The organism is Bremerella volcania, assembly GCF_007748115.1.
Taxonomy (GTDB): Bacteria; Planctomycetota; Planctomycetia; order Pirellulales; family Pirellulaceae; genus Bremerella; species Bremerella volcania.
In genome coordinates, this window is the sequence record NZ_CP036289.1 from 2,355,262 (window position 1) to 2,370,972 (window position 15,711).

The window sequence follows — 15,711 nt, forward strand, 5'->3', positions numbered from 1 at the left end:
TTTATCCTTCCAGGAACAAGTCTTCATGATTTCTATGCTGAACAAGCATCGCCTGATGGCGATGCTTTTGGGTGCTGTGTTGATCTCCGCTGTTGGCTGTGGCGGCGGCCAGTATGACAACCTAGGCGAGGTAAGCGGCACGATCACGCTCGATGGCGAGCCGCTCAAGCACGCCGTGATCACGTTCCAGCCGCTTGGCGGCCGGCCTGCCTATGGGAAGACTGGTGAAGATGGCAAGTATAAAATGATGTACACCGGCAGCCAGGCCGGCGCGACCGTTGGTGTGAACACCGTCACCATCACCAACGGCGGCGAAAAGCGAGACGAAGAGACTGGCAAGATCTGGTTCCAGAAGGAACAAGTGCCGGCGAAGTACAACACGAAGACAGAACTTGAGTACGACGTTCAGCCTGGCTCGCAGACGCACGATTTCGAGCTGACGACGAAGTGAGAGCAGTCGCCCTTTTTTCTTCAGCGTTGTAGCCTGGGACGATCCCCAGCAATATCCAGCCGCTCATTCTAAGCGGATCGGTGGCTGGCTTCCTAACAGGAATCGTTCGGTTCGTAGTTAATGCGGTTGCGCTTTCGACCTTTTCACGAACCCGCGTTCGGTCACCACCGGATCGGTATCGTCCCACCTGGTTAGCCAGGTCTTGAGTTCCTGCTTCAGTCGCTCGGCGTCCTTGGCATACTTAGAGTCATCGATCAGGTTGGTCAGTTCTTCCGGATCGGCCGTGCGATCGTATAGGGCCCACTCGGGCCGGTGATGAAGGCGGTGGACGAGTTGGTCGTCCTTTTCGGTCTTAGTTCGCTTTGCCTTGCGAACCCAGGTGGCGGCGGGGCTGGCCTTGCCATCCTGGGGTTCCGACTCGAGCCAGGCCAAGGCCTCGGTCAGCGTGGTGTTCGAGGTGATCTCTTCGTCGTGCTGAGGGGACCAGATCAGCGTGAAGCGGTCGTCACGGATCGAGCGGATCGGGTAGACCCGCTCGCGGTTGTCGATGATGTTGCAGTTGGTGAACGCACCATAGGCGTACTTGTGGACTTGCTCGTTGCCGCCGGTCCAGTTCCGCCATTGGCTTTTGCCGTCGAAGTCATCGGCGGTGCCCTTGCCGCCGACTGCTTCCAGAAGCGTCGGAGTGACGTCGGCGATCCAGGTAAGTTGAGCATTGCTTTTGCCGGCGGGAATTTTGCCAGGCAGCGCGACCACCATGCCGCTGGCCAGCCCGTCGTTGAAGCAGGTCCACTTGGCAAACGGGAACGCGTTGCCTTGTTCCGAGCAGAACAGGACGAGCGTCTTGTCGGCCAGCTTTTCGTCGGCCAGTACGCCGCGAAGTTCGCCGAGCAGCTTATCGAGGTTGGTCACTTCAGCCAGATGCAATTGAAGTTCGCTGCGATAGGCAGGCGTGTCGATCTTGTCGGCTTCCAACTCGAAGGTCTCTTGGTCGTACTTTGAAGGATCGCCGGTGGTGTATGGGCCGTGACCATCGTGCGAGGCGACCACCAGACAGAACGGTTCGCCTGCGGCCTTGGCCTCTTGGATGTAGGCCGTCGCACGGCGGACAAGTTCCGGGTTGCCATCTTTCTGCTTGCTGACGTCGCCGAGATAATCGAACGGGTAAGCATCCCTTGGACCGATATGCGTTTTGCCCAAGAGGCCCACGCGATAGCCCAGCGGCTGCAGGTAATGGGGCAGGCTCTTGGTCCCCTCGACCGACTTGCTGTGATTGGGCATGGCCCGCGTCCGCCAGGCCGTGCGCCCGCTGTAAAGCTCTTGCCGAAACGGAGCACACATGGCGACGTTCGCATAAACGCCATCGAGCCGCATGCCATCCTTGGCCAACTGATCGAGATTGGGCGTGTGAGCCTGACCACCCCACGGGCCGAGCGAGTCGCGGTCGATGTCATCGCCGATCAAGATCAGGATGTTGGGACGAGTCGTTTCCGCAGCCAGCCAGGAAGAGGCCAGCAGAACAAGCACGCAGCTCAGAAGAAGCGTTCGCATGGTGTTTTTCGGTTTGAAAAGAAGAACAGAGCGAGGGTGGGTTGGTGGCTTTTAGTATAGAAGGGGCGGTGGCGAGTTCCAAGTTTTGGTTTGCCGATGCAGACAGATGCCGTTAGATCGCAAACAGCCCAAAGGCCTCGTCGACGGCTTCACGGCCAGAGTCGATCTTGGCGATGCACGCGTGGCAATAGACCATGTCTGGATAGTCTTTGAGATTCTCAATCGGGCGGCTGCAAACGGTGCAGTTCTTGCCTTGCCGATAGGGATAGAAATCGTTCTCCGAAGGGATCTCGGCGAGATGGGTGAGTTGCTGCTTAAGCAGAACGATCGCTGCGGTCTGTTCGGTTGACTCGCCCCATCCTTCGCGTTGCAGCTCGCGCATGCGCGTGAAGTGAGGATTGGCAGATTCAAGTAATTCGCGTTTCGCTTCCGTCGAGACGAGTGTCATCCGCCTGGCGATCGAAAGGATGGCGTCGTCTTCACGTGCGACGGCAACGATGAACCGGGACATCGGGTGGTCGAGGTCAAGCATGGAACCGACTCAGTTGTCGAGATGAGCTTGGGTACGAAAAGCAGTGCTTTGGGGAACTACTCGTATCGTACGTTACCAGAGAGAGTCGTGCCAACTTGCGTTTGAACTTAAAATCTCGTCGGACCAGCATTCGGAATGGAGCCAGCTACCGGTGTTGGATCGCTGGGCGCAATCTCTTCCAGGCGGAGTTCCAGCCACGAGGTGGGGGAGACTTCAATTTTCTTTTTCTCGCCACTTTTCAAGATGGTGCGCAGTTTGGTGGTGTCGTTGTGAAGGACTTCCGTGTTGGGGACCGAGGACTGTATGCGGAGGTTGCCTTGGGTTAGTTCGAGGCTTAGGAGATACGTTTCGTCGTCGGTCTTCTTGGCGATGGCACTCATGCGTATGCCGATCTCGTGGAACGTCTCGTCGAACTGCGACTTCATCTTCCCTCCGGAAACGAACTGACCGTATTTGCCAGCGACCAGGTGCATTGAGGGAGAGTTCTTCCACGCAGGTTTGTCTTGGCCAGGGGACTGGTGGTAGATATGCGTGGTGAGTAGCAAGTGCTGCTTGGCCGGTTGAGGTTGCGGATTACCAGCGGGCAGGCTGAGGGTCACTTCGTACCAGCGATTGGATGAGAGGGTGATTTTTTGCGGAACGTTCGGCTGCAAGACTGTGCGGGCATGAAGTTTCTCTTCGCGGAAGTACTCACTCTCGGGCTGATCCTTCGGCTGCATGGGCTGTCCCCGGAACCACTCGAGCTTGAGTTCGTATCGTTGATCTCCCAGTTTGTTGACCTTGGCGACGAGCTTTAGCCCAACCTCGTGCTCTGACTGATCCAACCTCGACTGCTTGCTAGGAGTCACTTTGATAGAAAACGGACGATCGATGACCGACATGATCCGCGGTTGTGCCAAGACCAGCGGTTCGTCTTGCCCTGCGACTTTTTCCAACAGGCGGATCTTCAGTTCGACCATTTCTTCGCTCGCAGCGAGCGAAGAAATATGGAAGACCGATGCAAACAGAGCCAACACACTAACGAGTAGCCAGGAGAATCTCACGATCGAAACCTTATCCATGTGATCTGGGGTGCCAATTTGCCCCAGTACCGTACCCATAAGGAGGGATCGCTGCAATGTCGATTTTTGGGAGCGATTTACCTGGATTGCGAATTCCCCCTAAAGTTCCACGCGTTGCCTAACGTGCATGCTTTGGTGCATAATGCAGGGTTTCTCTACCCTGACTTGCTCGTATCCATAAGCCGACAGGAGTTTGAATGTCTATGGAAGATCGCTTTGCCAAGGTCGCGATTACGTTTGATGACGTGCTGCTTGCCCCGCGCTTTAGCGACTTTGTGCCAGCGGACGTCACGACCAAGACCCAGCTGACGGCGAACATCGCGTTGAACATTCCGCTGCTCAGCTCGCCGATGGATACGGTCACGGAATCGGAGATGGCCATTGCCCTGGCCAAGGAAGGTGGCCTGGGGATCATTCATAAGAATCTGTCGACCGAAGTGCAGACCGAAGAAGTCACCAAGGTGAAGCGGTCGGCCAACGGGATTATCGTCGACCCGGTCACGCTACCACCGACAGCACCGGTCAACGAAGCGAAGCGCGTGATGGATCAGCATCACGTTTCCGGCGTTCCTATCATTGGCAGCGATGGCAAGCTAGCTGGCATCATCACCCGCCGCGATTTACGCTTCCTCGAGTCGAATGACCTTTCTATCAACGAGGTTATGACGAAAGACAACCTCGTGACAGCAACGGGGACCGTAACGCTTACGGAAGCTGAGCAAATTTTAACGGCTAAAAAGGTGGAGAAACTTTTACTGGTTGACGAAGATTACAAACTGACGGGTCTCATCACGATCAAGGACATTGACATGATGAACCGGTTCCCCCAGGCGTCCAAAGACTCGATGGGACGTTTGAGGGCTGGAGCCGCCGTCGGTGTGATGGATTTCGACCGGGTTCAAAGTCTCATCAATGCCGACGTCGACGTGTTGGTAGTGGATAGTGCTCACGGGCACTCCAAGAATGTCATCGAGACCGTTCGCGAGATCAAAAAGAACTGGAGCATCGACGTGATCGCCGGCAATGTGGCGACCGCGGAAGGATGCGAAGACTTGATCAACGCGGGCGCGGACGCGGTAAAGGTTGGCATCGGGCCTGGCTCGATCTGCACGACCCGAGTCGTCTCCGGGGTGGGCGTTCCACAAATCACGGCGATTCACGATACCAGCGTGGTCGCTGCGAAATATGGAATTCCGATCATCGCGGACGGCGGCGTTCGATTCTCGGGCGACATTACCAAGGCGATCGCAGCAGGTGCGAGCGTGGTTATGGTTGGCGGTTTGTTCGCCGGCGTGGCCGAAAGCCCTGGCGAGGTGATCCTGTACCAAGGTCGAACCTTCAAGGTTTACCGCGGGATGGGCAGCCTCGGAGCGATGGTGAAAGGCTCCAAAGAGCGGTACCGACAAGGCAGCGTCACCGACGGTGGCAAGCTGGTTCCCGAAGGGGTTGAAGGTCGTGTGCCGTTCAAAGGGAATTTGAGCGCGTTCGTGTATCAGTTGGTTGGCGGTTTACGAGCCGGCATGGGATACTGCGGAACGCGAACCATCGAGGAGTTGCGCAAGGACGCCACCTTTATCCGAGTTACCTCGGCTAGTGTTAGGGAAAGCCATCCTCATGACATCGCGATCACTCAAGAGTCTCCTAACTACAGCCCGGAGACACACGACAACGAATAGCTTCAAGTTGCTTGCCACCTTGATGGTTCAGGGTGGCGTGGTCCTGGGCGGACTCGCAGCCGAGGCTGAAGCTCAAACGCCACGCGCCCTGCCCCGCTCGGTTGTCGAAGCGGCGCCGATCGAAAAGACCACCACGGCGCAAAGCCACCTCAAGTGGCGACCATCTTCCAAAGTCAGTGCCCCGGCCAAGCAGCCGGCCAGCAAGATTCAGCCTGCTTCGCACGTTCAGTTGACCGCTGCAGACGGTCACTCGGTCGTTCAAAACGTTTCGACGCTCCCCCCGGCTGACCCGTTCAACGATCCCTTCGGCGACCAGATCCCCCGCTATACCGCTCAGCAGATTCAACCGCCAAGTCGATTCTCGGCTCCACCAAGCCGTTCGGCCGAAGAGCCCATGCCCGAGCCGATGACCGAATCGCCGATGGTGGAAGAGCCGCCAATGCAGCCGGTCCCCATGCAACCGGCTCCTACCCAGCCGATGCCGATGGAGGAGGCTCCCATGGAGGAGCCCATGCCGGAAGTCACGCCGATGCAGCCGATGGCTCCGAAAACGCCACCTCGATCGAATAACAATCTGCCGCCGCCGCTGTTCCGCACGCAGCCCGAGATTCCTAAGAACTCGGACCCCGATTGCCAGCAGGTTTACCAAGACCGCAACTGCTGTGAAGAGTCGGACAGCTGCCGCGAGATTCGCGAGGAATTAGGCCGATTCAACATTCGCAACATCTCGCTCGACATCTCTTCGCCGTTTGCTCCGGATGAAGATGATCCGGCCGTGGCCGAGTCGATGCAGATTCAGGCGATGCAAAGTGCTCCGTCGCGTCAGTGGCGTAACATTCAGGGCGAACTGGTCGCCGACGGCCGCATGCTCGATATTCGCGATCGCCGCGTGCTGATCGACGATGGGAGCGAAATCAAGCGGATTCGTATCCAAGATCTGGGCAGCGACGAGAAGTGCTTCCTGACCGCTCACTGGAACTTGCCGTACGAATGTGGTTGGACCGATCAGCCGTTCATGGGACGCAACTGGGCTCCGCTGGAGGTCAACTGGACCGCTTCGGCACTGTGCCACAAGCCGCTGTACTTTGAAGACCGAGCTTTGGAACGCTATGGTCACACGACCGGGCCAATCTCGCAGGTTGCCCTGAGTGGGGCTCACTTCTTCGGAAGTGCGGCGCTGCTGCCTTACCAAATGGGCATGTATCCGCCAACCGAATGCCGCTACGCGTTGGGTTACTACCGACCAGGCAACTGTGCTCCGCACCTGATTCCACCGGTACCACTTAGTGCCCGCGGTGCTGCGTTTCAGACAGCTGCCGTGCTGGGGGCCGTGTACTGGATCCCGTAAAGACCGCTACCTTCCCTACTGGGAGCGATTGGACCGGAAGGGCAGCCTGCATGCCAGGCTTGCCCTTCCATTGTTTCTTGAGGGTACTATTCGGACTTCAAGTCGAAGTCGAATTGGTTCGCAGCCCCTTCTTTCACCTCAACTACCAGTTCGCTTTGCTGGTTGTATTTGGCGGGGACTAATTCAGGGCTTTGGATGTCGCGACCGTCTTCGCCGGTGGTTGTGGTCGCCGTGCGGATCCTTACGACGTACTCACCAGCCGGAGCCCCTTTCTGGTTGATGGTGTACAGCAAGTCGTACTTGCCAGAGGCATCGGTTGTGGCGGTTGCCGGTCGGCCTCCTTCGGTTGGAGTGAAAACCACTTCGGCTTTCGGAAGGGGCTTTCCGTCCAGGGAAACCGTTCCCGTAACCCCTTCGTTTCCCCCCTGGCATCCCACGAGAGACATCAAGCAGAACAGAATGGCGCAGTTAAGAGTTCGTGTCATGTGTGTGCCAATAAATCGAGTGTCCACGGGCTTATCAGATGGCCAGTCATGGCCCGCCGTTGGCAAAAAAACGTGAAGGCCGACCGGTAGGCTTCGGTCGGCCGCCACGCAAAGAGGTTTGGGACTAATTGCCGTCGATCGGAGCCCCGTCATCTCGTGCACCTAGACGTTGATAGGTGCCCAGATTGTTCGAGTTGAACGTCGGAGGAGCATCGTTGTTGCTCTGGTTGTTTCCGTTGACGCCGGCGTTGTTGTAGTCGATCGTATCGGAAATGAAGTGAACCGAACCATCGGCGTACGCAAACAGTGAGCCGCCGGGATGCTCGCTAGCGAACGCTTCGACGCATTGGTGCGAGGCGTTACTGGTGTGATTTACCGGAATGGTCACGCGGCCCATGGTATAGTCAGCGCCTTGAGGGCCGCCTCCGGTCACATTGCGATTACCCACCCAGGCACCCTGGGCACAACGCCGGTTGCGTTCACCAAGCAGGAACGTATTGGACGTACCGTCGGTGATATCCGCGAAACGGATTTCGCTACCACGAAATAGCACCCCGTTGTTTCGGCGGTGATCAACGTCAAACATGCCGCAAACACCGATGTAATTCGACTTAGCAACTCGGAAGCTGTTATTCACGCTCGACAGTCCATTGAAGTGCCGACCGGTGCCACTGTTCATTTGACCGCCATCCATCAGATGTCCGCCTGGATCGGAAGGGCAAATGAAGATTTCCAGCTTGGTTTGGGTGAGTGGACGAAGCGTCGTATCGTCCAACGTATCTTTCAGGAATTGGTCTGTCACTTTGAGCCGATCATAGAGACTGTTTTGCTCGATGAACGGCAGGATATGTGCTCCCCAGCCCCACATTTCACGGTCGCCTGTCCCGGTGTGTTCTCCACCAGCTGGGAATTGGCCGAAGACGTCATGATGATTGTGAAAACCGAGTGCCAGGTTCTTCAGATTGTTGTTACAGCTCATTCGCCGAGCGGCTTCACGTGCTTGTTGAACGGCCGGCAGAAGCAAGGCGATTAGCACACCAATGATTGCGATGACAACTAGTAGCTCGACAAGCGTGAATCCGTTTTTCCCGCGCATATGCGTGCTCCACAAATAGAAAGAAAAGAATAAGAAGAGGCCAGAGTTATAGCATAAATTTACATCTAGTACAAATAAATTACATTTCTTCGGATCGTGTAGTGAGCCTTAAGTGCTTACTTGATGGTTGTTAGTGGTGCTTATTGTGTTGTTGTGGGAATGGGGACCCTGCCGTACGTGGTATAAATGAGTTCATTGAATCCCCCTATTATGATGGTTTTTGTGGTTTCCCGCACCAAGAGTGTCAAGTGAAAAAATGGGGCAAGGGGGTGGCTTAGAGGGGCTTGAGATGGGGACTTCCCTATCGATCCGTTGCAATATCCAGGCGGCTTGCCAAATCGATTGGTGGGCCTGAGTCGTCTTACCGGTGAGTGAGCAAAGAATCGCTTCAACTTGGTTACGCCTCAAGGAAATGCCGCGTGCTCATCTTCCTGGATTATTTCCTGCTGATCTTTCATCTCGCCCTGACGGCGTTTAACGCGCTGGGCTGGGCATTTGAGAGAACGCGGAAGGCACATCTGATTCTGATCTTATTGACCCTGGCATCGTGGACGGTGCTCAGTCCGTTTTATGGGTGGGGCTACTGCCCGTTTACCGATTGGCACTGGCAGGTGAAACGAGCCCTGGGTGAAGGCCCCCTGCCCGGCTCGTTCATAAAATACTGCCTGGACGGCTGCACCGGCTGGGACTCGGACCCCGTTCTGGTGACTTATGCGACGGCGGTTGTGGGGGTGACGGCCATGCTGATGTCGATCACTCTGAACATTCTTGCCTGGCATTACCGCTTGAAAGTTCAGCGAGCTGATACGGCGTGATTTCCGGCCGTTGTTCTCTTCGCAAGCCGTAATTGGCACGCTAGCGACGTCTGCAGCGTGTTAATTTGCAAAATATCTGCGGCTCGTACTGAAAGTGTTGGTTCTTCCTGCGTTTCCGTGCCGATTGGTTGTGTTGAAGGTATCGAAGATTCAACCTGAGATGCACTCGAGGTCTGCCCTGGGGCTGGCCAATTGATTGCCAATTCACCAACCGTTGTCGACCACTGGGCCATCCAGTTGCCTTTCGATTGCGAAAGAGGAACCCATGAGAGCCACTACTTTGTGGACCGCCTTAACGTTGTCCACAGTGCTATTCGCCGCACAGGCGAACGCTGAAAAGACAACCTATGCCAACCAAACCGGTCAGAAGACGATCGAGCAAGAATCATCCGCTGTTGCGAGTCTCGCCGGCGGCGATTGGCGCGTCGAACGCCATCCGGAAGGACAGCCAGGGCCGCAGATGATGCCGCCTGGGATGAATCCTTATGTTGCCATGGATCCCTATGGCCAGATGATGATGCCCGGCATGGCAGGTGGCTACGCTCCGGGGCCTGTGATGCAAGCCGCCTACGGCATGCCCATGGGACAAGACTATGGCATGGCTGCACCGGGCGGCCCGATGATGGATCCGAATGTGATGCCAGCGAGCCACTGGGGTGGTTACGGCTGTCAGGCCTGCGGCGGTGCTGGTTGCCAGCATTGCATGGGTGGCGGTCATGGTGGTCACCTGGGCAAGCCATTTGCTGAAGGAACCTGCCAAGGTTGCGGCGGTGCTGGTTGCGGCGGCTGCTGCGGCTTGACCGGCGGTCACGTCTACTGCGGCTTCAGCCGCGGGATTGGCAATGCCTGGGACATGACTCCTTACGGCGGTCCCTGTGCTCCGCGTTGGGCCGACGTGGTGGTCGATGCGACCTTCTTCATGTACGAGCCAGGTAACAGCTCGACCGTCTTGGCTTCGCAAGGTGGTGCCAACAATCCTGTGTTCAATACCGACAACTACGACTTCACCAACCAAGGTGGCGTACGGATGTCGCTCAATCGCACGTTCATGCCAGGCAGCTACCTCGAATTCAGCTACCTGGGGATGGGGAACTGGGCTTCGACGCAAACCGTTCAAGGGGTGGGTGACTTGTTCTCGCCATTCTCCGGATTCGGTGTCGATCCGGCGGGTGGTTATGCGGAAACCGATCAAGGTAGCCTGCAGATCTTCTCGACCTCGAATCGCTTCGATTCGTTCGAGTTGAACATGCGACGCTTCTTCACCTCGGCGAACTGCTGGTGGCAAAGCTCGTGGTGGGTTGGTCTGCGATACGTCCGCGTGGATGACGATGCCGTCTACAACACGATGGGTGCCTCGGGCGACCTGGCTTACACCATCGACGCCGACAACGACCTGTTCGGTGCCCAGTTCGGTTTGGATTCGGCCCTGCGGCTGACCACTCGCTGGACCCTGTCGGCCTTCGGTGAAATTGGTGTGTACGGCAACCGTGCCACCCAGGACTCGACGATCGCCCTGAACAATGCTACGACTGTGATCAGCGAAACGGCAGCCTCGCGACGAGCCTCGATGGTTCTCGAAGCGGGCTTCCTGAGTACCTTCAAGATTGTTCCACGAGGTACCTTGCGAGCGGGTTACCAGATTGTCTACATCGACGGCATCGCCTTGGGTAGCGACTCGTTTAACTTCCAAACGGGGGGTGCTACTCCTCTGGGAACCGCATTGGCCAGCCGCCAGGCGTTCATCAACGACAACGGGAACGCTCTTTATCACGGTCCTACGGTCGGTTTCGAGTACACCTGGTAAGACGACCTGACTCAGGTCCTTAAAGAAACGCTCATAGGGTCGACGATAAGTCGACCCTATTTTTTTGCGCGGAACGGACACTTATGACGAATTCTCAGGCAGGCACCGTCCTGTCGGGGGGATTCGTTTTTGTCTATTTCTGGGAAATGGGTAGAAAATCGGAACAATCGTAACTATCGTCAGTCTAAGTATATTCCGTCAAACTACCTATCATGGCGGGGCAAGGCCAAGTTACGGAGTTTCCGCAGGGCTCGAAGAACGAGTCAAATGGCGAGATCTCTCCGCGATGATTCAGTTTTCGTGCTTATCAATGACATTCGCTCGATCTGATCTCTAACGCCTGTTCTGTCTAATTTACCGAAATACCACTGAGACTCATCCAAGGTCAGGAGAGATCCCATGAAGCGCCGCGGCAACCCTAAACTCTCAAAGCGACGTAACAATGGCTTGCACAGTTGCCGTGCAGAACAACTTGAAGACCGTCGTCTGCTGACAGGCACCCCAAACTATCCCATTGATGAATTCATCACATTTGCGGACGGAGTGCTCAGCGAAAACAATGGCGAGTATGCGAAGTTTGGGACGTCCTTGGCGATGATCGCCATGCAGTACGATGCCCAAATGGACGCAGGTACGCCCAGTGGCGATTTACACTTCTCCAACGAAGGTTTCGTTCAAGTACAGAACGGGTGGGTCGCAATTGAATCGATCGTAGCCGAAGGTGTTTCGACCGATTCTTATGTCAATAGCTTGACATCATTAGGATCCGAAGGGATTTCCTCCTTTGGCCGCGCGGTCTCCGCCCGGGTTCCGCTCAGCGCACTGAAAGACCTGGCACAATTGTCGTCGGCCAGTTTCTCGAATGCTGTGCTCAAACCAGTCTCAGACGTGGGACTGGTGACAAGCCAAGCCGTCCAGGGGCTGAATGTGGACGATGCGTTTCAGGCCTATGGGGTCGATGGTACTGGAATCACCGTTGGCATTCTTTCCGATAGTTTCGATGCCTTGGGGGGATATGCAACGGATGTCGCGGCAGGTGATCTTCCAGCCGGCGTCAATGTCTTGTCCGATTACGCTTTCGGCTCGGACGAAGGTCGTGGTATGGCACAACTCATCTACGACATTGCACCAAACTCGAATCTTATGTTCTACACGGCGTTCAATAGTGCAGCTGACTTTGCCAATGGCATTCTCGCACTCGCCAATGCCGGGGCCGACGTCATCGTCGATGACGTTCGATACGGCAATGAGCCGATGTTCCAGGATGGTATTATCGCCCAGGCAGTCGATACCGTTGTTGCGTCAGGGGTTTCCTACTTCGCTTCGCAGGGGAACTACGCCGACAATAGTTATGAGTCGGCCTTCACGGATAGTGGGCAGACTTTTGGTAACACCACCGAAGTGATGCACGACTTCGATCCTGGAACGGGCGTTGACACGATGCAGAGCATCTCGATTCCAATTAATGGCAGTCTTCGGACTGCTTTTCAGTGGGATGAAGCCTTCGCGTCCGCTGGCGGAACGGGGTCCACCAGTGATTACAACATTTACTTGTTGGATGCCAATGGAACGGTGGTTGCAAGTAGTATCGATAGCAATGTCGGCAACGATGCCAGCGAATTCCTGGGCTACGTCAATACAACGAACTCAACCGATTTTCAGATCGTGATTACCCGATTAGCTGGAGCGGATGCAGGCTTGATGAAGTATGTCATTCTGTCCACTCAGCCCACGATCAATGAGTATGCCACGAATAGTGCGACGAGCTTCGGCCACTCGAATTCGGCTGGTGCGGCAGCTGTGGGTGCTTCTTACTATGTCGACACTCCTGAGTTCGGACAAGATCCACCTTTGCGGGAATCCTTTACTTCCTTGGGCGGCGTGCCGATTCTGTTTGATCTCAGCGGGAACCGTTTGGGGACTGCCGAGAATCGCCAAGCACCTAACTTCAGCGCAATTGACGGGGTAAACACGACCTTCTTCGGTCAAGACTCGGATGGCGATGGATTCCCGAACTTCTTCGGAACCTCCGCGGCTGCACCAAATGCCGCTGCCGTGGCCGCACTCATGTTGCAAAGAAACCCTGATTTGACGCCGACTGAGGTCTACACGATTCTTCAGGACACGGCGATCGACATGGAAACACCCGGCGCCGATCTACTCACCGGTTACGGTTTGATCGATGCGTTCGAGGCAGTTGGTGCTACGCCACTGCCGAGCAATCCGACTGGACCCGGTGGCGGTGGTTCGGGCAGCATCGACGTTTGCGGCGTTGCCCTGCCTAGCGGAACCACTTCCGTCGCCGGTGCGATTGGCGGTAACTTCTTCGCCTCGAATCATGCGATCCTCGATGGCACAAGCCCTGGGCAACTGGGCTACGATGAAGTCATCCTCGACTTCCTGCGTGGCAACGGAACATCGACTGAGATTCCTAAGTCGGAGTACTCCATCGCGGTCGTCGGAAACGGGAATGTTACCTGGTCGTTCAGCAACGGTACGCAACAAGCGACCGGATACGAACGCACCGACTTCTACAACATCAATTACATCGATCCGTCTATTTTCAATGAACTGATCTCGCACGATCTGATCATTGTTCTTTCCGGCGAAGATGCCATTACCGATGGTCTCTCGGCCAGCGAAATGGCCTTGTGGGCGACGGTGGAGGATAACATCGCGGACGCCGTGAATTATCGCGGACTGGATATTTGGGTTGGTGCTTCGGGCGGTGATGCCGCTTACCACGACTTCCTGCCGACTGGCATTCTGCCGACGACGGCGGAGGCTGGCATCGATCCGCTAGACGGTTTTGAGGTCACGGCTGAAGGCCAACTGCTAGGTATCACCGACACAATGGTCGATGCCGCGGATGCGACATTCTATTTCAACAGTGGACTTGATGGCGATCTGTCGACGTTGGAAATCCGCAACTTTGACGAATCGATTTCTGTCGCGGCGGCAGGTATTGCCTTTTACAACGATGAGCTGATTCCAGCTGCCGACGTGCCTGGCGGAACTACGCAGGGCATGGTGGGTTTGGCCTTCCAAGACTTGAACATGGATGGCTTCAAAGATGCGACTGAAATGGGAATTGCTGGCGCGAAGTACTTCATCGACTATAACGGCGACGGCTTGATTGGGCTTTGCGAACCAACTGCGACGTCAAACGCCGCCGGAGAATTCATTCTTCACGCGGCATATTCGGGTATGTTCCAGATCTTGCCGGTTCCTAGTCCAGGGGCCGTCACCACGACGACTACTCCTATCTATGTCACCATTGCCGATGACGGTTCGGCTTCGCTGAGTGCCCCGCTTGAGTTTGGCGTGATCGCGGGTTCCGACAGCGGAAATGGTGGGCTCGGTGGAAGCACGCCGGTTGCCCAAGGGGCTTACCTGGGTGCCAGCCCGATTGCCGATGATGGCGTCTTCTTCGGCAACGGCATTAAGAAGGGTACCAATACGGTCACCATCACTTCTAACGTCGTTCACAGCAACGTCGTATTGAACGCCTGGATCGACCTGAACAAGGACGGTGACTTCAACGATGCCAACGAACGCATCTTCACCAACGTCAAACTGACTCCGGGTCAAGCCAACTACACGTTCACTATTCCGACGAGCGTCTTTGATGACTCGGTTCTGCCGGACGCCGCTCGCCTGGCCGCCAACATGCGGTTCCGCGTCGGTCCGACCTTGAACGTTGGTCCGACGGCCGACGATGCGTTCGGTGAAATTGAAGACTACAAGGTCTTCATCACCCAGCCTGCCGATACCGGTCTGATTGCCGTGGACGACGTCTTCACATATGAGGAAGACACCGACGGACAGGTTTTCAACGTCTTGGCTAACGACAAGAGTTTCTTCAATCGCTCGCTGACCATCGTTCCAGGCAGCGTGACCAACATCAGCCCGGTCGAAACGCCTCCGCTGGACATCTATGTCTCGCCGGATGGAACGCGAATCATCTTTGACGCTGCCGGCGTGATGGACCTGACCGAAGACATCACGTTCGAGTACACCGTTCAAGATTCCGCTGGGGTCATGGAAACGGCGACGGTTACCTTAGTCGCTCCGATTGATCCCATGGCACTGACGGTCACCACCAACCAGTTGGCCTTCAACAACAAGACCCAGGCAGCCGACGTTAACAACGATGGCAGCCTGACCAACATCGACTACGTCATGATTCTGAACGAATTGCGAGGCACTGGTTCGCGTGCTCTGCCAAACTTTGGTAGCGGCTCGACGAACTTCAACAAGTTCATCGATGTGAACGCCGACGGTCGATTCTCAGCACTCGACTTGTTGCGTTTGATGGACATCATGGCGGACAAAAGCCCGCAAGGCGAATCCCTGGAGCAAGAACCCGTAGCTACCGAATCGGTAGAAACCCAGTTGGCCATGCCTGTGGTCGAGGTCGCGGCTCTGATCTCGAAGGCGGAAGTAACTAGCCCAGCGGCACCCGTTTCGCAGACGTACAGCAAATTCCAGGTGATCGCTTCCGATTGGGCGATTGCTTCGGAGACCGGCGACGTGGAAACGGTCGAAACGGAGGTGATTCTCGACGAAACCACGACCGAACTGGCATTCAGCTCGCTGGGAAGCGATCAGAGCGATCTGCTCTGGAGCGACAGTGATGAGCTCGAATTTGCATCCACCGATGGGGAGGCAGAAGACGACGTCTTTGCCGATCCGGAATGGGATAGCGAGCTGCTTAGCTATTAATTCGTGGCCCAATATTCAACATGAGAAAGCCTCCCTTACATGGGGGGCTTTTTTTATGGGTTTGCGCAAAAGTACGATCATCAGATGGACTTATCGGCCCGATCGCCCTGTCGGCAAATTCCCCCAATAAGATTTAGTTCGATTGGCAAGATTCTAGGGGAAATGCG

General features: G+C 56.0%; 11 protein-coding genes. 6 read left to right on the forward strand and 5 right to left on the reverse strand.

The annotated features are described in order from the left end of the window. Positions 1–25: 25 nt before the first annotated feature. Positions 26–451: a hypothetical protein gene (locus Pan97_RS09785; RefSeq protein ID WP_144972041.1), complete on the forward strand. Its 426-nt coding sequence runs from the start codon at positions 26–28 to the stop codon at positions 449–451. Between the two features lie 117 nt (positions 452–568). Here the strand turns inward: Pan97_RS09785 and Pan97_RS09790 are convergent, their stop codons facing one another. The 3 genes from Pan97_RS09790 to Pan97_RS09800 form a co-directional block, all read right to left on the reverse strand. Beyond that, the gene (locus tag Pan97_RS09790; RefSeq protein ID WP_144972043.1) at positions 569–2,002 is read right to left on the reverse strand and encodes a sulfatase-like hydrolase/transferase; all 1,434 of its coding nucleotides are present in this window, start codon (positions 2,000–2,002) and stop codon (positions 569–571) included. A 112-nt stretch (positions 2,003–2,114) separates the two neighbouring features. Then, positions 2,115–2,534, reverse strand: a complete 420-nt coding sequence (locus tag Pan97_RS09795) for a hypothetical protein (protein ID WP_144972045.1) — start codon at positions 2,532–2,534, stop codon at positions 2,115–2,117. Positions 2,535–2,641: 107 nt separating this feature from the next. Then, positions 2,642–3,577 carry a hypothetical protein gene (locus tag Pan97_RS09800; RefSeq protein ID WP_144972047.1) on the reverse strand — a complete coding sequence of 312 codons (936 nt, stop codon included), beginning with the start codon at positions 3,575–3,577 and terminating at the stop codon, positions 2,642–2,644. Between the two features lie 221 nt (positions 3,578–3,798). On the opposite strand from Pan97_RS09800, the gene guaB reads away from it, so the two are divergent. Next, positions 3,799–5,271, forward strand: a complete 1,473-nt coding sequence (gene guaB, locus Pan97_RS09805) for an IMP dehydrogenase (RefSeq protein ID WP_144978278.1) — start codon at positions 3,799–3,801, stop codon at positions 5,269–5,271. A gap of 7 nt (positions 5,272–5,278) precedes the next feature. After that, positions 5,279–6,619, forward strand: coding sequence for a hypothetical protein (locus Pan97_RS09810; protein WP_144972049.1), 1,341 nt, complete (start codon positions 5,279–5,281; stop codon positions 6,617–6,619). An 86-nt stretch (positions 6,620–6,705) separates the two neighbouring features. On the opposite strand, the gene Pan97_RS09815 is transcribed toward Pan97_RS09810, so the two are convergent. Then, complete coding sequence (locus Pan97_RS09815) at positions 6,706–7,104, reverse strand: carboxypeptidase-like regulatory domain-containing protein (RefSeq protein WP_144972051.1); 399 nt, start codon at positions 7,102–7,104, stop codon at positions 6,706–6,708. A gap of 124 nt (positions 7,105–7,228) precedes the next feature. Further along, positions 7,229–8,200, reverse strand: coding sequence for a DUF1559 family PulG-like putative transporter (locus tag Pan97_RS09820; RefSeq protein ID WP_144972053.1), 972 nt, complete (start codon positions 8,198–8,200; stop codon positions 7,229–7,231). A gap of 419 nt (positions 8,201–8,619) precedes the next feature. Between Pan97_RS09820 and Pan97_RS09825 the strand changes: the two genes are divergently transcribed. From Pan97_RS09825 to Pan97_RS09835, 3 genes are all read left to right on the forward strand, one after another. After that, on the forward strand, positions 8,620–9,015 hold the full coding sequence (locus Pan97_RS09825; RefSeq protein WP_144972055.1) for a DUF2784 domain-containing protein: 396 nt from the start codon (positions 8,620–8,622) through the stop codon (positions 9,013–9,015). A 265-nt stretch (positions 9,016–9,280) separates the two neighbouring features. Next, complete coding sequence (locus tag Pan97_RS09830) at positions 9,281–10,819, forward strand: hypothetical protein (RefSeq protein WP_144972057.1); 1,539 nt, start codon at positions 9,281–9,283, stop codon at positions 10,817–10,819. 399 nt (positions 10,820–11,218) lie between these two features. Further along, complete coding sequence (locus Pan97_RS09835) at positions 11,219–15,544, forward strand: GEVED domain-containing protein (RefSeq protein ID WP_144972059.1); 4,326 nt, start codon at positions 11,219–11,221, stop codon at positions 15,542–15,544. Positions 15,545–15,711: the final 167 nt, after the last annotated feature.